The organism is Brevundimonas sp. GW821-FHT12E07, from assembly GCF_058807035.1.
Genome location: NZ_JBXAQH010000001.1, coordinates 418,080 through 436,627, shown reverse-complemented (window position 1 = coordinate 436,627; position 18,548 = coordinate 418,080). Strand labels below are relative to the sequence as shown.

15 protein-coding genes are annotated in these 18,548 nt (G+C 68.0%); 7 read left to right on the top strand and 8 right to left on the bottom strand.

What is annotated here, in order from left to right; translation table 11 throughout:
• Positions 1-111 precede the first annotated feature (111 nt).
• On the bottom strand, positions 112-1,377 hold the full coding sequence (locus AC1ROD_RS02140) for a type III PLP-dependent enzyme (protein ID WP_492946613.1): 1,266 nt from the start codon (positions 1,375-1,377) through the stop codon (positions 112-114).
• A 335-nt stretch (positions 1,378-1,712) separates the two neighbouring features.
• Here AC1ROD_RS02140 and phnC point away from each other — a divergent pair, with 335 nt between their 5' ends.
• From phnC to AC1ROD_RS02120, 4 genes are all read left to right on the top strand, one after another.
• Positions 1,713-2,510, top strand: a complete 798-nt coding sequence (gene phnC / locus AC1ROD_RS02135) for a phosphonate ABC transporter ATP-binding protein (RefSeq protein WP_492946612.1) — start codon at positions 1,713-1,715, stop codon at positions 2,508-2,510.
• Positions 2,507-3,517, top strand: coding sequence for a phosphate/phosphite/phosphonate ABC transporter substrate-binding protein (gene phnD / locus AC1ROD_RS02130; RefSeq protein WP_492946611.1), 1,011 nt, complete (start codon positions 2,507-2,509; stop codon positions 3,515-3,517). Before phnC ends, phnD begins: the two co-directional genes overlap by 4 nt.
• Entirely contained in the window at positions 3,514-4,326 is an 813-nt protein-coding gene (gene phnE, locus AC1ROD_RS02125; protein ID WP_492946610.1) for a phosphonate ABC transporter, permease protein PhnE, read from the top strand. Before phnD ends, phnE begins: the two co-directional genes overlap by 4 nt.
• Before the next feature lie 90 nt (positions 4,327-4,416).
• Positions 4,417-5,493: a substrate-binding domain-containing protein gene (locus AC1ROD_RS02120; RefSeq protein ID WP_492946609.1), complete on the top strand. Its 1,077-nt coding sequence runs from the start codon at positions 4,417-4,419 to the stop codon at positions 5,491-5,493.
• A gap of 21 nt (positions 5,494-5,514) precedes the next feature.
• Here AC1ROD_RS02120 and AC1ROD_RS02115 read toward each other — a convergent pair whose 3' ends face one another.
• The 4 genes from AC1ROD_RS02115 to AC1ROD_RS02100 all read right to left on the bottom strand — a co-directional run bounded on the left by AC1ROD_RS02115 (position 5,515) and on the right by AC1ROD_RS02100 (position 9,573).
• Positions 5,515-7,263 carry an ATP-binding protein gene (locus tag AC1ROD_RS02115; protein WP_492946608.1) on the bottom strand — a complete coding sequence of 583 codons (1,749 nt, stop codon included), beginning with the start codon at positions 7,261-7,263 and terminating at the stop codon, positions 5,515-5,517.
• Between the two features lie 196 nt (positions 7,264-7,459).
• Positions 7,460-8,545, bottom strand: coding sequence for a glycosyltransferase family 4 protein (locus AC1ROD_RS02110; RefSeq protein WP_492947723.1), 1,086 nt, complete (start codon positions 8,543-8,545; stop codon positions 7,460-7,462).
• Between the two features lie 116 nt (positions 8,546-8,661).
• Positions 8,662-9,069: a hypothetical protein gene (locus tag AC1ROD_RS02105; RefSeq protein ID WP_492946607.1), complete on the bottom strand. Its 408-nt coding sequence runs from the start codon at positions 9,067-9,069 to the stop codon at positions 8,662-8,664.
• Between the two features lie 36 nt (positions 9,070-9,105).
• Positions 9,106-9,573 carry an Lrp/AsnC ligand binding domain-containing protein gene (locus tag AC1ROD_RS02100; protein ID WP_492946606.1) on the bottom strand — a complete coding sequence of 156 codons (468 nt, stop codon included), beginning with the start codon at positions 9,571-9,573 and terminating at the stop codon, positions 9,106-9,108.
• A gap of 113 nt (positions 9,574-9,686) precedes the next feature.
• Between AC1ROD_RS02100 and putA the strand changes: the two genes are divergently transcribed.
• Entirely contained in the window at positions 9,687-12,809 is a 3,123-nt protein-coding gene (gene putA / locus AC1ROD_RS02095) for a bifunctional proline dehydrogenase/L-glutamate gamma-semialdehyde dehydrogenase PutA (RefSeq protein ID WP_492946605.1), read from the top strand.
• Between the two features lie 184 nt (positions 12,810-12,993).
• Complete coding sequence (locus tag AC1ROD_RS02090) at positions 12,994-13,425, top strand: GFA family protein (RefSeq protein WP_492946604.1); 432 nt, start codon at positions 12,994-12,996, stop codon at positions 13,423-13,425.
• Here the strand turns inward: AC1ROD_RS02090 and AC1ROD_RS02085 are convergent, their stop codons facing one another.
• The 3 genes from AC1ROD_RS02085 to AC1ROD_RS02075 all read right to left on the bottom strand — a co-directional run bounded on the left by AC1ROD_RS02085 (position 13,426) and on the right by AC1ROD_RS02075 (position 17,493).
• Positions 13,426-14,355, bottom strand: coding sequence for a hydroxymethylglutaryl-CoA lyase (locus tag AC1ROD_RS02085; protein ID WP_492946603.1), 930 nt, complete (start codon positions 14,353-14,355; stop codon positions 13,426-13,428). It abuts the gene before it with no gap.
• Positions 14,352-16,046 (bottom strand): ArnT family glycosyltransferase, encoded by a 1,695-nt coding sequence (locus AC1ROD_RS02080; RefSeq protein ID WP_492946602.1) that lies wholly within the window; start codon positions 16,044-16,046, stop codon positions 14,352-14,354. Before AC1ROD_RS02080 ends, AC1ROD_RS02085 begins: the two co-directional genes overlap by 4 nt.
• Positions 16,047-16,116: 70 nt before the next feature.
• On the bottom strand, positions 16,117-17,493 hold the full coding sequence (locus AC1ROD_RS02075; protein ID WP_492946601.1) for a glycoside hydrolase family 28 protein: 1,377 nt from the start codon (positions 17,491-17,493) through the stop codon (positions 16,117-16,119).
• 211 nt (positions 17,494-17,704) lie between these two features.
• On the opposite strand from AC1ROD_RS02075, the gene AC1ROD_RS02070 reads away from it, so the two are divergent.
• Complete coding sequence (locus AC1ROD_RS02070; RefSeq protein WP_492946600.1) at positions 17,705-18,448, top strand: glycosyltransferase family 2 protein; 744 nt, start codon at positions 17,705-17,707, stop codon at positions 18,446-18,448.
• The last annotated feature ends 100 nt before the right edge of the window (positions 18,449-18,548 follow it).

The window sequence follows — 18,548 nt, the reverse complement described above, 5'->3', positions numbered from 1 at the left end:
TCCCTTTGATTTGAGCGCCCGTCATAGCGAAGGCAGCGGCCCGGACGGAGCGACGGGCCGCTGCTTTATCGAACGCGTTCGCGACGCTTTGGCGTCAGCGAGACGGGATGTCTAGCGTTTCGCCTTCTTGCGCTGGCCGGCCTTGCCCTTGGGGCGCGACAGGCGGACGACCTTGCGGGCGTTCTCTTCGGCCGTGGTGCGCACGGTCGGGATGGAGCGCGGCGCCAGGCCGTAGAGGGAGGCCATCGGGGCGTCCTCGACCGCGGCGAGATCGTGCTCGCCATAGCCGTTGAAGCCGGTCGACATGGCCACGCCATAGGCGCCCAGCATGCCGATCTCGATATAGTCGCCCTCGCGGATGTCCGACGGCAGCCAGAACGGGCCCGGCATATGGTCGATCGAGTCGCAGGTTGGACCGTAGAACTGGAACGGCTTCAGATCCGAAGCGACCTCACCGTCCCGGACCAGCTTGGTCGGGAAGGGCCAGCGCGAGTGGGTGGCGTCGAACAGCGAGCCGTAGGAGCCGTCGTTCAGATACAGGGCGTCACCCTTGCGCAGCTCGACCTTGCACAGGATCGACGAGCTTTCGGCGACCAGGGCCCGACCGGGCTCGCACCACAGCTCGGTCGTTTCCGACACCGGCATCTCGTTGAAGCCGCGATGGATGGCGTCGGCGTATTCGCTCATGTCCGGCGGAACCATGCCCGGATAGACCGAGGGGAAGCCGCCGCCGACATCGACCACGTCCACAATGACGCCGGCGCGCGAGAGCGCACGGCCGACCTGGGACATGGCCGCCTGATAGGCGGTCGGGCGCATGCACTGCGAACCGACGTGGAACGACACGCCCATCAGGCCGTCGACCACCGCGCGGCGCACGGCCAGCAGCAGCGGCGGCGCCTGATCGACGGAGACGCCGAACTTGCCCGACAGGGTGTAGGCCGCGCCCTCGGCCGAGACGGCCATGCGCACGATCAGGTTCAGATCGGTGGCGCCGGCGGTCGAGTCGAGGATCTTCTGCAGCTCGTCCATGCAGTCGAGCGAGAAGGTGCGGACTCCATGATCGAAGTACGCCTTGGTGATCGCCGAACGGCTCTTGACCGGATGCATGAAGGCCAGACGCGCGTCGGGGGCGACCGAACGCACAAGTTCGATCTCGGCGAGCGAGGCGACGTCGAACGAGGTCACGCCGGATTCGACGAGAGCTTCAATGACCCAGCGCGAAGGGTTGGCCTTCACCGCATAGAAGACGTCAGCGTTCAGATTGTCCTGGAACCAGCGCGCCGCTACGGAAACCGTCGCCGGCCGCACGAGTGCGACAGGACGTTCGGGGGACCGCTCGCGGACCAGGTCCAGGGGGAAATGATACGTGCGCAATTCACGTAAACCCCTGTAATTGTTAAACCCAGACCGGCGTTAGCAGCGCAACGTTAGACCTACGGGGTCCGCCGGAAAGCGCGATGTAGGGTCACGGGACTGTCATGTAAAGCGGTTTTTTCTAGGCGGGGCCTGACGGGAGGCCGCCCGGACCCCGCATTGATCCGCCCCCGGAAGATCCAAGGGATTTCAAGGCCAAGCTTGCACGAGGCGACGCCCTGTCGCCCATTGTCCACAGCACTGGACGCCGTATCGGCCCCCATGGCATTAAGACTTGCCGAAACGCCCCTCTCGCGTCATTCGGCGCCCCCGTTTCAGCCGCACCAGCGAGCCCGATGAGTTCCAACTCCCCAGCCGTCGCATCCGTCCGCGATGTGTCGAAGACCTACGGCGCCCGCAAGGCGCTCGACGGCGTGTCGGTGGAGGTCGCCGCCGGAGAGATGGTGGCCCTGATCGGCCCGTCCGGCTCCGGCAAGTCCACCCTGCTGCGCTCCATCACCGGCATGCACCCCATCGACCCCGGCAAGGGAACGATCCAGGTGTTCGGCGAGACGGTGCAGAAGAACGGCCGCACCACCGGCCAGATCCGGGCCGCCCGCGCCAAGCTCGGCATGATCTTCCAGCAGTTCAATCTGGTCGGCCGGCTGTCGCTGTTCTCCAACGTCATGCTCGGCGCGCTCGGCCGCCTGCCCGGCTGGCGCGGCATCCTCGGCGCCTGGCCCAGGGCGGACAAGCAGAAGGCCATGGCGGCCCTGCACCGCGTCGGCGTCGCCGACTACGCCGGCCAGCGCGCCAACACCCTGTCGGGCGGCCAGCAGCAGCGCGGCGCCATCGCCCGCGCCATCGTCCAGGGCGCCCAGGCCGTGCTCGCCGACGAGCCCGTCGCCTCGCTGGACCCCGTCTCGGCCCGCAAGGTCATGGAGCTGCTGGTCGAGCTGAACAAGCGCGACGGCCTGGGGGTCATCGTCACCCTGCACCAGGTCGACTACGCCATCCGCTATTGCGAGCGCGTCGTCGCGCTGAAGGCCGGCAAGATCGTCTACGACGGTCCCTCGACCAGCCTGGACACAAAGACCCTCATCGACATCTACGGTCCCGAGTTCGAGGACGCGTTCTGGGAAGCCAAGGCATGAGCCGCACCCTCCTTACCCGCCGTATTCTGGGCCTCGCCGGCGCGGCCGCTGTCGCCCTGAGCCTCGCCTCCTGCGGCGGCGGCGACAACAAGCCCGCAGCCGGCGCCATGCCGACCGAGATCACCTTCGCCATCCTGCCCGCCGAGGGCCAGGGCTCGTCCGGCCCTATCTGGCAGCCGTTGCTGGATGACATGTCCAAGGCCATCGGGGTGAAGGTGAAGCCGAACTTCGCCGCCAACTACAATGTCTCGATCACGGCCATGCAGTTCAACCAGGCCCAGATCGCCTGGCTGTCGGCCAAGCCCGAGCTGGAGGCCATTGACCGCGCCAACGCCGAGGTCATCGCCCGCATCGTCGACCCGCAAGGCCGCGACACCTACACCTCCAGCCTGATCGTCAAGAAGGGCTCGGGGATCACGCTCGACAAGGTCCTGGCCTGCGGCAAGGTCTATGACTTCGGTCTGGGCGACGCCCAGTCGACCTCGGGGACCCTGGCCCCGATGACCTATCTGTTCAATCCGCGCGGCATCGTGCCCGCCGAGTGCTTCAAGACCGTGCGGTCGGCCAGCCACCAGAACAACACCTTCGCCATCGGCAGCGGCGTGCTGGACGTCTCGACCTCCAACAGCGTCAACACCGTCTTCATCCAGCGCGAAAACCCGCAGATCGCCGCGACCCTGGAAGAGATCTGGACATCGCCGCCCCTGCCGGAATCCGGCATCGTGATCCGTCAGGACATGAATCCGGCGCTCAAGGAGAAGATCCGCGCCTTCCTGATCGGCTACGGCAAGGGCGAAGGCGCCGAGGCCGAACGTCAGCGCGCCGTCCTGCTGGCCCTGAACTATTCGATGTTCCGCGCCGCCGACGACAGCTACCTCGACCCGGTCCGGCTGATGGTGCTGGAGCAGAAGCTGAACGACGCCAAGGCCAAGAACGACGCCGCCGCGGTCCAGACCCTGACCGCCCAGGCCGCCGCCCTGCGCACCAAGCTCGAGGTCCAGCCTTGACCGCTGCGACCGTGACGCCGACGCCGGTCCCGGCCGCCCCGAGCAAGTCGCTGGGCGCCTGGCTGCTCGACCTGCTGGTCTGGGGCGGCATCGCCGTGGTCCTGATCGGCAGCTTCAACGCCGTCGAGCTCAAGAACCTGGGGCGGGTGTTCACCAACTCCCAGGACATCTCGACCTTCGCCCAGGAACTGCTCAAGCCGGACTTCTCGAACTGGAAGCTGCTGGTCGGCCAGATGTGGCAGACCATCCAGATCGCCCTGTGGGGCACCTTCATCGCCGTCTTCCTGGCCATTCCCCTGGGTCTGGCCGCGGCGCGCAACATCGCCCCGGTCTGGGTGGTGACGCCGATCCGCATCTTCATGAACCTGCTGCGCTCGATCCCGGATCTGGTGATCGGCCTGCTGTTCATCGTCGCCGTGGGCCTGGGGCCGCTGGCAGGGGTTCTGGCCATCGCCCTGAACACCGCGGGCGTCCTGGCCAAGCTGTTCTCCGAGGCCGTCGAGTCGATCGACAAGGGGCCGGTCGAGGGCGTGCGCGCCACCGGCGCCTCGCCGCTGCACGAAATCTTCTGGGGCGTCCTGCCGCAGGTCGGGCCGCTGTGGACCTCGTTCGCCCTGTACCGCTTCGAATCCAACAGCCGCTCGGCGACGGTGCTGGGCCTGATCGGCGCCGGCGGTATCGGCCAGCTGCTGTTCGAGAGCATGGGCGCCTTCGACTACAACCAGGTTTCGGCCATCGTCATCATCGTCATCGTGGCGGTGACCCTGATCGACATGCTGTCCCAGGCGATGCGCAAACGCCTGCTCTGACAGGACAAAACGCCTCGCCGGGATGGTAGCCGTACCGTCACAAAAGCCTGCTCTAAGCACGGGCGGAAACGTCCGTTCGGAGAGCGTCTGATGACCCGCAATCAACTGGCCGCCTCGGCCGCCCTGATGGCTGTGACCGTCGTCGCGGTCGCCGCCTGCGGACAGGGCGGCGGCGGCGCGCCCGCGGCCCAGCGCGCGGGCATCTGGGCCGCGGGCTCCTCGACCGTCTTCCCCTTCGCCACCCGCGTCGCCGAGAATTTCGGCCGCAACAATCCCGGCGGCGCCGCACCCCGGGTCGAGTCGCTGGGCACCGGCGGCGGCATCCAGGCCTTCTGCCAGGGCGTCGGCCCCTCGACCCCGGACATCGCCAACGCCTCGCGTCCGCTCAAGAAGTCGGAGTACGAGCTGTGCCAGAAGAACGGCGTCACCGAGATCATCGAGATCAAGATCGGCTATGACGGCATCGTCATCGCCACGGCGCGCAACGGCAACGGCTTCAACTTCGAACTGAACGACCTCTATGAGGGTCTGGCCAAACAGGTGCCCGGATCCGGCGGAGCCTTCGTGGCCAATCCGGCGACGACCTGGAACCAGGTCAATCCGGGCCTGCCGAACCAGCGCATCATGGTCTATGGCCCGCCGCCCACCTCGGGCACGCGCGACGCCTTCCTGGAGCTGGGCATGGCGCCGGGCGGCGGTCTGATCCCCGCCGTCGCCGCCTTCAAGGACGACAAGACGAAGTTCGAGGGCCTGACCCATACCCTGCGCGAGGACGGCGCCTGGATCGACGCGGGCGAGAACGACAACGCCATCGTCCAGACCCTGACCCGTACCCCCGGCTCGCTCGGCGTGTTCGGCTTCTCCTTCCTTGAGCAGAACCTCGACACGGTGAAGGCCGAGACCATCGACGGCATCGCGCCCACGGCCGAGACCATCGCCGACGGCACCTATCCGCTGGCCCGCAGCCTCTACATCTACGTCAAGAAGGCCCACATCGGGGTGACGCCCGGGCTGCAGCAGTTCCTGTCGGAGTTCATGTCCGACGCCGCGACCGGAAAGGGCGGCTATCTGCAGGATCGGGGTCTGGTGCCGCTGCCGGAAGACCAGCTTCAGGCCCAGCGCGCCATCGCGGCGAACCTGACGCCGATGGCGGCTCCCGCCAAATAGGGTCGGCACAACAGGCCGGGATCAGGCGGCGGCCAGGGTTCCGGAGCGGACTGCGTCGGCGTCGTTGTCTTCCAGCACCCGGGCCATGGCGCGCATCAGCTCGTCGATCTGGATCGGTTTTCCGACCACGGCGTCCATGCCGATGCTGCGGTAATCCTCGATCTGATGGGTCATGACATTGGCCGTCAGGGCGATGATCGGCGTGTGATCCCGACCCTCGGCGAACTCCTCGGCGCGGATACAGGCGGTGGCCGACGGCCCGTCCATAACCGGCATCTGCACATCCATCAGGATCAGGTCCCAGTCGCCCTCGCGCCAGGCCTGGACCGCCAGTGCGCCGTTCTCGACGATGGTCGGCACGATTCCGGCCTGGGCGAGCAGGACGGTCAGCACCTGACGGTTGACCGGATGATCCTCGGCGGCGAGCACCCGCAGGGCCCTGCCCTCTTCCTCGGCCTGGACGGCGGACACAACCGCCACGGCCTCATCCTCCCCGCCCAGCCATTCCAGCGGCAGGCGGGTGACAAAGCGCAAGCCATGCGGGGAGACCGCCTCGGCGACGATGGATCCGCCCATCAGGGTCGACAGTTCACTGCAGATCGACAGGCCCAGACCCGTGCCGCCGAACCGGCGAGTGGTCGAGACGTCGGCCTGTTCGAACTTTCTGAACAGCCGGCTCATCTGTTCGGGCGTGCAGCCCGGACCGGTGTCCTCGACGACCAGCACCAGTTCGCCGGCCTCGCGCCGCGCCGCCACGGTGATGGAGCCTTCGTCAGTGAACTTGACCGCATTGGAGATCAGATTGGCCAGCACCTGCCGCAGCCGCAGCGCATCGCCCATGTAGCGGCCCGCCGCCGAGGGCTCGACGGCGGAGGTGAAGGCCAGGCCCTTGGACACAGCGATGGCCTCGAAACTGGCCTCGGCCTGACGGATCGTCGCCTCCAGATCGAAGGGGCGGTTCTCCAGCTCGACCTTGCCGGCCTCGACCTTGGCCAGGTCCAGGACGTCGTTGACGATGGCCAGCAAAGCCTGGCCCGACTGGGTGACGACCTCCAGCCGCTCGCGCTGGCTGCCCGAAAGCGTGTCGGCCGCCATGGCCTGGGCCATGCCCAGAACCCCGTTCAGGGGGGTGCGGATCTCATGGCTCATGACCGTGAGGAATTCGGACTTGGCCTTGTTGGCCACGATGGCCTCGGCCTGGGCGCGATGGACCTCGGCCATGGTGGAGGCCAGCTGCTTCCAGGTCAGGAGAGTGGCGATCACCACCATCATCATGGCGACGAAGACCTGGAAGGCTTCGAGCGGCGGGGCTCCACGCATCAGAAGCCCGACGGGCAGAACCAGCGAGGCCAGAAGGTGCGGCAGGACCGAGGCCAGAACCAGCGGCCGCGACGAGGTCGAGACCATGATTCCGTTCAGGATCGACCCGCCGAACAGCATGGCCGAACAGGAGATGGCGATGCCTGAACCGCTCTGCAGCTCGGCCAGACCGATGGCGGTGAAGGCGGCGTTGTTGATCAGCACCATGCCGACGCTGGCGCGCGCCCAGTCGAGCCGGTTCAGCCGCATGATCCAGGCGCCGCGGGGGCCGAAATCGTGCTCGATCCACTGAAGGGCGGCATAGACGCCGAACCAGCCGAAGGCGAAGCCCAGGCCGGTGAAGGAATGGAAGACCAGGGCGATCAGACCGGCGATAGCGACGCGCAGGCGCCACTGCCGCGAGCGCGCCTCCATCGCTGCCGAGATGTCGTCGGTCCAGTCGGACGTCATGAGCGTTTTCCCCGCAGGGAGTACACGCCCGTTTTGGTTCACAGAGTGTAAACTCGGCGAACCGCGTTCCTCTATTTTTCGCCTGACTTCTCAGAACCCTGTGGGCATTCCCGATGGCAACCGGTGTCAGGTCCGAAGCGCGGCCGCTCCCCGGATAACGATCCGTATACGGCGCTGGTCCGGCAGGGCGTCGGCTTCAGGCGGCCGCCCGTCTCCGCACGCGGGCGATGCGCCGCAGACGCCGCCAGAAGCGGCCGCGCTCGGGATCGGGATAGGGTTCGAGGTTCTCGACGAACTGCTCGGCCGAGGCGCGCCAGCTGAATTTCTCGGCATAGGCCCGAACAGCCTTCCGGTCGCATTCCAGCGCCTTCAGACAGGCCGCCTTCAGGTCCTCGTCGATGGCGCCGGCGTTGGAGCCCGGAATGATGTCGATGGGGCCGTGGGCCGGATAGGCCGCGACCGGGGTGCCCGCCGCCATGGCCTCCAGGATCACCAGACCGAAGGTGTCGGTCCAGCTGGGGAAGACGAAGACGTCGGCGTCGCGGAAGCACCGCGCCAGTTCCTGGCCGAAGCGGGCGCCGAGGAATTTGGCGTTGGGATAGCGCTCTTCCAGATCGGCGCGGGCCGGGCCGTCGCCGACCACGATCTTGGTGCCCGGCAGGTCGGTCTCGAGGAAGGCCTCGATGTTCTTCTCGACGGCGACACGGCCGACGTTGAGCCAGAAGGGGCGCGGCCAGTCCTTGCCGCCGAGCTCATCGAAGATGCGCTCGAGGTCGGGATTGAACTGTTCGGTGTCGACGCCGCGCGTCCAGGGCGAGACGTTCTTGAAGCCGTGCGCCTGCAGCTCGTCGCGCAGGGTCGGGGTGGCGACCATCAGCCGTCCCGACGGCTTGTGGAACCACTTCATATAGGCATAGCCGACCTGGACCGGGATCGGGAACCGGGCCGAGACATACTCGGGGAATTTGGTGTGATAGCTGGTCGTGAAGGGCAGCTTCCACTCCACGCAGATGCGCCGCATGGCGATGCCGATGGGGCCTTCGGTGGCGATGTGGACGGCCTCGGGCTCGAAGGCGCGCAGGCGTTCGCGAATCTCTTCCTCGGCGCCCAGGGCCAGCCGGATTTCCGGATAGGTCGGGCAGGGAATGGTCTTGAACTGGCTGGGCTCGATGACCTCGACCTCATGGCCCATGGCGCGGCATTCCGCGACCGTGCGGGTCAGGGTGCGGACGACGCCGTTGACCTGGGGCTCCCAGGCGTCGGTGGCCAGAACGATACGCATGTGGGCCGAGTGGCTCCCGCCGTTGTCGAGCAGGAAGCCATAGCGGGTCACGGCGACGATTGCGAGACGCGTTTAGAGGGGAAGCGCCGTCGTGGATTTCACCTCTTCGAGAACGGTCAGCTCGACGCCTGAAAACGCACGACGCCGTGGGCGGATCGCAGTTCCGCAAACGGTCCATCCTGCCACTGCAGGCTTATGGGGCCTTGCAGAATCCCGCTGAGCTCCTGAATGGCGGCGACCTCGACCTCGGTGCAGGGAGACAGGGTTTCGCCACCCGTGAAGCCGCCCCTGCCGTCCGCGATCCCGCTCAGACGGCAGCCGGTCTCGATCCGGTAGGCGGTCGGTTTTCCGGTTGCGATCGCCCCCCTCAGCTGAAGACGCACCCCCAGGTGGGTCATCGGCCTTGCGTCGATCGCGACCAGATCGCCCGTGAACAGGACAGGAGGTTCAGCGGTGGCCCCATCAGTTCGGGGCGCGCACCCGGCCAGGGCGAAGATAGCCGCTGCAGTCAGCACTGATCTCATTTTCCACCCCTCGCAGAGCCAGAGAGCATCGTCGCTCTACAACGGCAAGGCCGTCGTCGATTTCACCTCTTCGAGAACGGCGTAGGTGCGGGTCTCGCGCACGCCCGGCATCCGCGTCAGCACATCGCCGAGGAAGGCGCGATAGGCGTCCATGTCCCCGACCCGGGCCTTGATCAGATAGTCGAAGCCGCCGGCGACCATATGGCACTCCAGCACCTCAGGCTGGCGGCGCACCATTTCGGCGAAGGCCTCGAACTGATCGCCGGTCGTGCGGTCCAGCAGGACCTCGACGAAGATCATCAGGCCGCGCCCGACCTTGGCCGGGTCGATCAGGGCCGCATAGCCGGTGATCACCCCCTTCTCGCGCAGCCGCCTCACCCGCTCGAAACAGGCCGCGGGCGACAGATTGCACCGGCGCGCCAGTTCCGCGTTGGAGATACGACCGTCCTCCTGCAGGGCCTTGAGCAGGCGGCGGTCGACAGGATCCAGATTTTCAACGGCCAAAGGCAGCTTTCTCCGAACGATCATCGCCTTGAGCGTCGATCATACGATGCACATTCGGTCAGGTCGGCCATATATGCAACGCGACACGGGCCGGAAGGCCGAGAGGACGACGCATGACCGCCCCCTTCTCCCCGACCGCCTACGCCCACTGGGACACGCTGGACCACGGCAAGTTCGCCGACGAGCGTGAGGCCGTCGCCGCCAACCTCGCCCGCGTCCCGCTGGACGCCGCCGGACGCCGCGCCGTCGTGGACGAGGCCACCGCCCTGGTCGAACACGCCCGTCAGAGCCAGAAGAAGCAGGGGGTCGTCGAAAGCTTCCTGCAGGAGTTCTCGCTGGGCACCCGCGAGGGTCTGGCCCTGATGTGTCTGGCCGAGGCCCTGCTGCGCACCCCGGATGAAGACACCCGCGATCGGCTGATCGCCGAGAAGATCGGTTCGGCCGACTGGGCCTCGCACCTTGGTCAGTCCGACAGCCTGTTCGTCAACGCCTCGACCTGGGGCCTGATGCTGACCGGCAAGCTGGTCGACGCCGACGAGGAGGCCAAGACCGACCTCCCGGGCTTCCTGAAGCGCGTCGCAGGCCGTCTGGGCGAGCCTGTCATCCGTCAGGCCGTCGCCGCCGCCGTGCGCATCATGGGCGAGCAGTTCGTGGTCGGCCGCACCATCGAGGCGGCGCTGAAGCGGTCCAACAAGGAAGGCTGGCTCTGCTCGTTCGACATGCTGGGCGAGGGCGCCCGCACCGCCGCCGACGCCGAACGCTATGAGCGCATCTACGCCGACGCCATCACCGCCGTGGGCAAGACCGCCAAGGGTCAGGGCCCCGAGGTCGGCCACGGTGTCTCGGTCAAGCTCTCGGCCCTGTCGCCCCGCTATGAGGCGACGCATGAAGATCGGGTCTGGTCCGAGCTCTATCCGCGCATCAAGCGGCTGGCCCTGATCGCGGCGTCGTACGACATCAACTTCACCATGGATGCGGAAGAGGCGGACCGCCTGGCCCTGTCGCTGAAGCTGCTGGACCGGCTGGCCAATGAGCCGGAGCTGGGATCGTGGACCGGCCTCGGCCTCGCCGTTCAGGCCTATCAAAAGCGTGGACCCGAGGCGATCGCCCGCATCGCCGAACTGGCCAAGACCTCCGGCCGACGCCTGATGGTCCGTCTGGTCAAGGGCGCCTACTGGGACACCGAGATCAAGCGCGCCCAGGTCTTCGGCCGCACCGACTATCCGGTCTTCACGACCAAGGCCGCGACCGACCTGAACTACCTCGTCTGCGCCCGCGCCATGATCGACGCGGCGCCGCACCTCTATTCCCAGTTCGCGACCCACAACGCCCATTCGCTGGCGGCCGTGCACCGGATGGCGACGGCGAGCGAGGTCAAGATCGAGTTCCAGCGCCTGCACGGCATGGGCGAGGCCCTCTATGACGCCGCGACCGACCTGTTCGGCGCCGTGACCGTGCGCGCCTATGCCCCCGTCGGCGGGCATGAGGACCTGCTGCCCTATCTGGTGCGCCGCCTGCTGGAGAACGGCGCCAACTCCTCCTTCGTCCACGCCCTGCTGGATGAGCGGGTGCCGGCCTCCGCCGTCGCCGCCGACCCCGTCACCTCGGTCGAACAACACCCCGACCGCCACGCCAAGATCCCCACGCCCCAGGAGATGTACATGGACCGCCAGAACTCCCTCGGGCGCGACTATTCGCAGGCCGACGTCCGTGCGCAGCACGCCGCCGCCTTGGAGAAGGTCGATTCCGAGAAACTGACCTCCGGCCCGCTGATCGGCGGCAAGCTGAAGGCCGGGATCAACCCGACGAACGTGACCAATCCCTTCGACCGCTCGCAGGTTCTGGGCCATGTCTCCGAAGCCTCGGAAGCCGACATCGACACCGCCGCCGACCTCGCCGCCCGCGCCCAGATCGGCTGGGACCGTCAGGGCGGGGCCAAGCGCGCCATAACCTTGCGCGCCATGGCCGACGCGCTGGAGGCCGACATGGACCGGCTCGTGGCCCTGCTGTCGCGTGAAGCCGGCAAGACGCTGAATGACGGCGTCGCCGAGGTGCGCGAGGCCGCCGACTTCCTGCGCTACTATGCGATGCTGGCCGAGCGTGACTTCGGCGGCGCCGAGACCCTGAAGGGTCCGGTCGGCGAGGTGAACCAGCTGATCCTGCACGGTCGCGGCGTCTTCGCCTGCATCAGCCCGTGGAACTTCCCCCTGGCCATCTTCACCGGTCAGGTCGCGGCTGCGCTGGCCGCGGGCAATGCCGTGCTGGCCAAGCCCGCCGAACAGACGCCCCTGATCGCCGCCGAGGCCGTGCGCCTCTATCACAAGGCCGGTCTGAACCCCGACCTGCTGGCCCTCGTTCCCGGTCGCGGCGAGACGGTCGGCGCGAAACTCGTTTCGCATCCGGGCATCGACGGCGTGGCCTTCACCGGCGGCACGGACACGGCCTCGGCCATCAACCGCTCGCTGGCGGCCCGCCCCGGCGCCATCATCCCCTTCATCGCCGAGACCGGCGGCCTGAACGCCATGTTCGTCGACACCACCGCCCTGCGCGAACAGGTCATCGACGATGTGATCCTGTCGGCCTTCGGGTCGGCCGGCCAGCGCTGCTCGGCCCTGCGCATCCTCTATGCGCCGAAGGATTCGGCCGACAGCCTGATCGAGGGGCTGAAGGGCGCTCTGGCCGCCCAGGTCGTCGCCGACCCGACCGACCCGGCCACCGACATCGGCCCGGTCATCGACGCCGAGAGCCACAAGGCGCTGGAGGCCCATGTCGAGTGGCTGTCGAAGGAGGCCAAGATCCTCGCCCGTGCGGCCCTGCCGGAAGGCGCGTCGAAGGGCGACCTGTTCGCCCCGACCATCGCCGAGATCCCGACCGCCGACTTCCTCGAACGCGAGGTCTTCGGACCCGTCCTGCACGTCTATCGCTATGATCCGAAGGACCTGAAGACCGTCGCCGGCAAGCTGGCCGCGCGCGGCTATGGCCTGACGCTGGGCGTCCATTCGCGCATCGAGGCCTTCGCCGAGGAGGTCGTGCGTCTGGTCCCGGCCGGCAACGTCTACATCAACCGCTCGATCACCGGGGCGGTCGTCGGCGTCCAGCCGTTCGGCGGCGAGGGACTCAGCGGCACCGGCCCCAAGGCCGGCGGCCCCAACAGCCTGATCCGTTTCGCCTCGGAAAAAGCGATCTCGAACAACATCTCGGCGCAAGGCGGGGATCCGGCGCTGCTGAACCTCTGATTGGTCGGTCCTCCCCCATCGGGGGAGGTGGCTCCGAGCCCTTGCGAGAAGACGGAGGGGGCCAGCGCCAAACACCGCATTTGAGGTCAGCCCCCTCCACCGCTTCGCGGTCCCCCTCCCCCATCGGGGGAGGATCGCTGGTGAGGATATTGCCCGCCTCCCGTCACGGGCCTAGCGTCGCCGCATGACCCATCCCGTCAGACACACCGGCGGCTGCCTCTGCGGGGCACTGCGTTACGAGGCGGAGGGCGAGCCCCTCTATGCCGGCTACTGCTTCTGCATCGACTGCAGGAAGGCCTCGGGCTCGGGCTTCATTCCGTTTCTGGGGCTGGCGGCGGCGGGAGTGCGGCTGATCGGGCCGGTGCAGTCCCACACCTCGACCGGCGCCCACGGCGGGCCGGCGACGCGCAACATGTGCCCGACCTGCGGCGGTCTGGTCTTCGGCGGGGAGGTCGGGATCAGCGACAGCTACACCGTCTATGCCGGGTCGCTGGACGACCCTTCGAGCTTCAAACCCACGGTCGCCATCTTCAATGCCCGCCGCCCGGCCTGGGTCCCCCTGCCCGAGGGGCTGGAGGTGCATCAGGGCAATCCGTTCCGGGGCGTGGAGCTCTGATCAGCCCTTCGGCCAGCCGCCCGCGCGGCTGAGGGCGCTGGGCGCCGGACGGCCGATCTTCTCGCCGATCCATTTCGCCGTTTCGATCAGGCCGTCGAGGTCATAGCCGGTCGAATAGCCGGCCCGCTCCAGCATATAGACCAGGTCCTCGGTGGCGATGTTTCCCGTGGCGCCGGGCGCGAACGGACAGCCGCCGATGCCGCCGACCGAGGCGTCGAGGACGTTGATCCCAGCTTCCACGCCCGCATAGGCGTTGGCCAGGCCGGTGTTGCGCGTGTCGTGGAAATGCAGGCGCAGGGTGGCGTCGGGGGCCGCGCGGCGGGCCGCCTCGACCTTCTTCGTCACGCTCCAGGGATCGCCGACGCCGATGGTGTCGGCGAGGGCGATCTCGTCGACGCCCAGAGCCGCGATCCGGTCGACCAGATCCTCGACCTGATTTTCGGAGACTTCACCATCGAACGGGCAGCCCCAGACGCAGCTGATGGTGGCCGACAGGGACGGCGTCGCCCCCGGCTCGCCTTCCGCATTGGCCCGACCGGCGATGATCGCAGCCAGCATCTCGACCTGCTGGACGACCGACAGGCCCTGGTTCTTCAGGCCGAAGCCGTCGGTGACGCTCATGGCCACATTGACCTCGTCGACCGCCGTCCCGAGCGCCCGGTCATAGCCCTTGCCGTTGAGCACCAGGCCGATGCGGCTGCGGCCCGCCGCTTTCGGGAGCGCGGCCATCACCTCTTCGGCCCCGGCCATCTGGGGCACATATTTGGGATGGACGAAGCTGACGGCCTCGATCCGTTTCGCCCCCGCCGTTTCCAGCCGGCGCACCAGCTCGGCGCGGACGGCAGGTTCGAGGATGGCCTTTTCGTTCTGCAGCCCGTCGCGCGGACCGACTTCGACGATCTGGATCGCCCGTTTCCCGGACTGGCTCACGGCGCGTCGCCTTCGGCGGGAGCGCTCGGCGCGGCAGGCGCGCCCGTCGGCGCATAGACGGTCAGGGCGACGTCGTCGCCACTGGAGTAGTTGTGGCCCCGCACTGTGCCGACGGCCCGGCCGGAGGCGCCGGTCTGGGCCAGAGCCTGACGGAAGGCCTCGGCGTCATGCGCCTCGACGATAGCCGGACGCCCTTCGGCCAGGGCCCTGGCGGCGCCGGCCGCATCGGTCAGTTCGGTGTCCTTGCCGGTCAGGAAGACGAAGCTGGGCTCGTGGAAGGTGGTGATGGCCACCGGGCCGGGAATAAGCCCCTGGTCGGGGGCGATGCCTGCCTTCTCCATCGTCTCGACCAGCATGGGCGCGACCGACAGGGGGCGCAGCTGGCGCAGGGTCCCGGCCAGGGCCGCATGAGCCGTCACCCCGAAGGCCATGGCGAACAGCAGGGCCGAGACCGCCGCCCGGTTCAGCAGGATGAAGGCCCCGCCGACCCCGGCCACCGCCGCGCAGAGGATGGTGATGGCCGCCCAGGTCTGGGCCGTCGAAGTGCCGAAGGCGGTCAGGCCGTAGACCGTGACGGCGCAGATCAGCACAGCCGCGAAGACCGACAGGCCGGCGCCGACACGACGGCTGATCGTGCCGATCGGCTGGGTCAGGGCGGCGGCCATCAGCAGGGCGATCGCCCCGAATGTCGGCAGGGTGTAGTGCCATAGCTTGGTCGGGGCGGCCTCGAAGATCAGCCAGGCCGGAACAAGCCAGCAGACCATGAAGCGCACCGCAGGCTCGGCCCGACGGCTCCACGCGGTCGACAGGGCCGCGGGCCACAGCAGGGTCGCCGGGAACAGCAGCAGCGGGGACAGCGCCAGATACATGCCGGGGAAGCCGCCATGGCTCTCGGCCGCGCCGGTGATCTTGCCACCCAGATCGTGACCCACGGCCTCGCGCCAGAAGCCGCCGTCGGTGGCGATGGTGATGGCGATGGCCCACGGCCCGACCAGCAGGGCCACCAGAGGCAGGCCCCAGCCCCAGCCCAGTCGCTTCATCCACTTGATGTCGCGATCCCAGACCGACAGGGCGATCATGGCCGGGCCGACCACGATCAGGCCGATCGGCCCCTTGATCAGGATCGACAGACCCAGCCCCAGCCAGAACAGGAATTTGTGCGGTCGCTTCGGATCCTCGCCCGCCCGTGTCGCGAGGTAGATTCGCGCCAGCCCGGCCATGGCCACGGTGACGCAGGCGCAGAGCATGGCGTCGGTCTTGGCGATCCCGGCTTCGGTCGAGAGCAGCAGTGTGGTCCCGAGGATGGCGCCGGCCAGAAAGCCCGCCCGCTGCCCCAGCAGGGCTGCGCCCGCCCAGGCGACGGCGAAGGCGGCGATCATCGAGGCCAGCAGGGACGGCAGGCGATAGGGAGCGATGTCGCGGTTCTCGACGCTGGAGGTCAGCCCCACGGCGGCCGCCTGCATCCAGTAGATGCCGACCGGCTTCTTCCAGCGCGGTTCATCCTGGAAGCGGATGTCGACATAGTCGCCGCTCTCCAGCATCTGGGAGGTGGCCTGGGCGTAGCGGCTCTCGTCGCGGTCCAGCGGCGGCAGGAGCAGCAGACCGGGCAGGCCCGCGATCAGGGCCAGCAGGGCCGCCAGCACGGGTCCGCGCCAGCCGGCGATATGGCGATCCAGGTTCGGGCGCGTCATGCCTGTGTCGTAGCACGGGTTCGGGCGTCCGTGTCAGGCCCCTCTCTTCACCCGACGGCCGAAAGCCTGTTCAGTTCGGCGCGCCGGAGGTCATGCCGAGGTGGTAGCCCGGCACGCCCTCGACCGCAGCGGGCCGTGCTGTCGGGATCAGGGGCTGGGCGTTCTCCAGTCCGCGGCCCGTGACATTGTCCATGGCCAGAAGCGGCCCCGAGAAGACATTCACCCGCACATTCTCGATGGAGACGTTCTTCATATTGGCCAGGGTCATGCCGCGGCCGCTGGTCCCGGTGATGTCCTTGAGCACGAAGCCGTCCAGCGGCTTGTCAGGGTGGATCAGCACCGCCTCGACCAGCACCGGGACCTCGGTCACCTTGATCCGCTCGAAGGCGAAGTTGCGCACCGTCGGGATCCCGTCAGGCCCGCCGACCGGGAACTGGTCCTGCTTGCCGCTGTCGAGGATGTTCAGGCGCAGGAAGCCGTAGCCCGCCCCCGAGACATCGAGGTCGCGCATGACGATGTCCTCGATGAAGGCGCCCCGGCCCGGGCGGGTCTTGATGTAGATGGCGAAGGTTCGGGCGGCCAGGCACTGGCAGCGCTCGACCAGGACCCGACGAACCCCGCCGGACGTCTCCGACCCGATGCCGATGCAGGCCCAGTGTTTGTCGCGGAAGCTGCAGTCGAGAATGGTCACATCCTCGGTCGGGCGAGCGATGACATTGCCCTCCATGCCACGCCCGGACTTCAGCGAGATGCAGTCGTCGGTCGTGTCGAAATCGCAGTGGTCGATCAGGACCCGGCGGCAGGAATCGACGTCGATGCCGTCGGCGCCGCCCTTCACCGTCACCGCCCTGAAGGTCAGGTCGTCGCAATAGACCGGGTGGATCGACCACATATCGTTCTGCTCGGTGTAGACCTCGGTGATCAGGATGTTCTGGCAGTTGACCAGCTCGATCAGGGCCGGATGGCGCAGGCCCGAGGCGCGGTCGACACGGCCCGGGATGGCGGTGTTGCCGAGGATTTTCCCCTTGCCCGCGATGGTGATGTTGCGGGCGTCCTGGGCCCAGACCAGGCCGATATAGCCGGGGATCCAGCGCCCCTCCCAGCGCACCTGGGTGATCGGATAGTCGGCGACGTCCGGCGAGCCCAGCAGGGTCGCCCCTTCTTCGAGCCGCAGCGTGGTGTTGGAGCCGATCCGGATCGCGCCGACGACATAGGTGCCGGCCGGAACCACCACCTCGCCGCCGCCGAGCACGGCGCAACGGTCCAGCACCGTCTGGACGGCGACCGTGTCCCTGGTGGTTCCATCGCCCCGGGCCCCGAAGTCGCGCGGGTTCAACCGCACCCCGTTGTCGGCCCGGTGGGAATGGGCGGGGAGCGCCGGCGGCGGGGTCGAGAGGCCCGTTCCGGCGCGCGCCGCAGACTGCGCCAAGGCTGGAGGAGCGGCCAAGGTAACCGGTATCATTGTGGCGCAAAATGCGCCGAGCCCGGCGGTGGTGATGAAGTGGCGGCGATTCGAGCGCATTGCGGTTTCCTTCCCGGGGAAAATCGTCTGGCCGTTTCTTGTGTGTTGCCTGCACCATGGCACAGGCCCGCGCCGACCAAAACCGTCAGGATGTCGCCCTCTCGCGTGCGACGGCGGGCTCGGCTAAACAGCGGTGATGAGCGCTACCCAGACCCCCGATGTTTCCCCAGAGGTTTCCGTCGTCGTTCCCGTGCACGACGAGGCCGGGGCCGCCGGACAGCTGGCCCGGGACATCGCCGCCGCCTTTCAGGGCCGATCCTATGAGATGATCTTCGTCGACGACGCGAGCCGCGACACGACCCTGTCCGAACTGCGCGCCCTGATGCCCGAGATGCCGACGCTTCGGGTCCTGGCCCATGCGACCAACGCCGGCCAGAGCCGGGCGGTGCGCACGGGTGTGCTCGCGGCGCGGGCGCCGATCGTGGTGACCCTGGACGGCGACGGCCAGAACCCGCCGCACGACGCGCCGCGTCTGGCCGACGCCCTGATGGCCGCGCCCGCCAATGTCGGACTGGTCGGCGGGGTGCGCGCCCGGCGTCAGGATTCGGGAGCCAAGCGTCAGGCCTCGCTGTGGGCCAACCGCATCCGCAAGAAGCTTCTGAACGACGACGCCGACGATACGGGCTGCGGCCTCAAGGCCTTCCGTCGCGACCTCTTCCTGCGCCTTCCCTATTTCGATCACATCCACCGCTATCTGCCGGCCCTGATGATCCGCGAGGGGTTCGAGAACCGCTACCTCGACGTCGACCACCGCCACCGCGAGACCGGGCAGTCGAAATACACCAACTGGGGCCGGCTGGTGGCCTCCTTCTCGGATCTGCTGGGCGTGATGTGGCTGAAGACCCGCAGCCGCCAGCCGGGGCCGGTGAGTGAATTCTAGTGCGCTAACGCTCGCCCCGGATCAGGTCCGGGGCTCGCTGCTTGAGCGCGAAGGGCGAGCCCGGCCTCAAGTAGCGCGAAGCGCGATAGGCCAAAAAGAA

Excerpts from the sequence above, each read along its gene's own strand:
- AC1ROD_RS02090 (WP_492946604.1), top strand. The coding sequence starts at position 12,994 with ATGACCCATCCCGTCAGACACACCGGCGGCTGCCTCTGCGGGGCACTG.
- AC1ROD_RS02120 (WP_492946609.1), top strand. The coding sequence starts at position 4,417 with ATGACCCGCAATCAACTGGCCGCCTCGGCCGCCCTGATGGCTGTGACC.
- AC1ROD_RS02080 (WP_492946602.1), bottom strand. The coding sequence starts at position 16,046 with ATGACGCGCCCGAACCTGGATCGCCATATCGCCGGCTGGCGCGGACCC.
- phnC (WP_492946612.1), top strand. The coding sequence starts at position 1,713 with ATGAGTTCCAACTCCCCAGCCGTCGCATCCGTCCGCGATGTGTCGAAG.
- AC1ROD_RS02110 (WP_492947723.1), bottom strand. The coding sequence starts at position 8,545 with ATGCGTATCGTTCTGGCCACCGACGCCTGGGAGCCCCAGGTCAACGGC.
- AC1ROD_RS02115 (WP_492946608.1), bottom strand. The coding sequence starts at position 7,263 with ATGACGTCCGACTGGACCGACGACATCTCGGCAGCGATGGAGGCGCGC.
- phnD (WP_492946611.1), top strand. The coding sequence starts at position 2,507 with ATGAGCCGCACCCTCCTTACCCGCCGTATTCTGGGCCTCGCCGGCGCG.
- AC1ROD_RS02070 (WP_492946600.1), top strand. The coding sequence starts at position 17,705 with ATGAGCGCTACCCAGACCCCCGATGTTTCCCCAGAGGTTTCCGTCGTC.
- AC1ROD_RS02105 (WP_492946607.1), bottom strand. The coding sequence starts at position 9,069 with ATGAGATCAGTGCTGACTGCAGCGGCTATCTTCGCCCTGGCCGGGTGC.
- putA (WP_492946605.1), top strand. The coding sequence starts at position 9,687 with ATGACCGCCCCCTTCTCCCCGACCGCCTACGCCCACTGGGACACGCTG.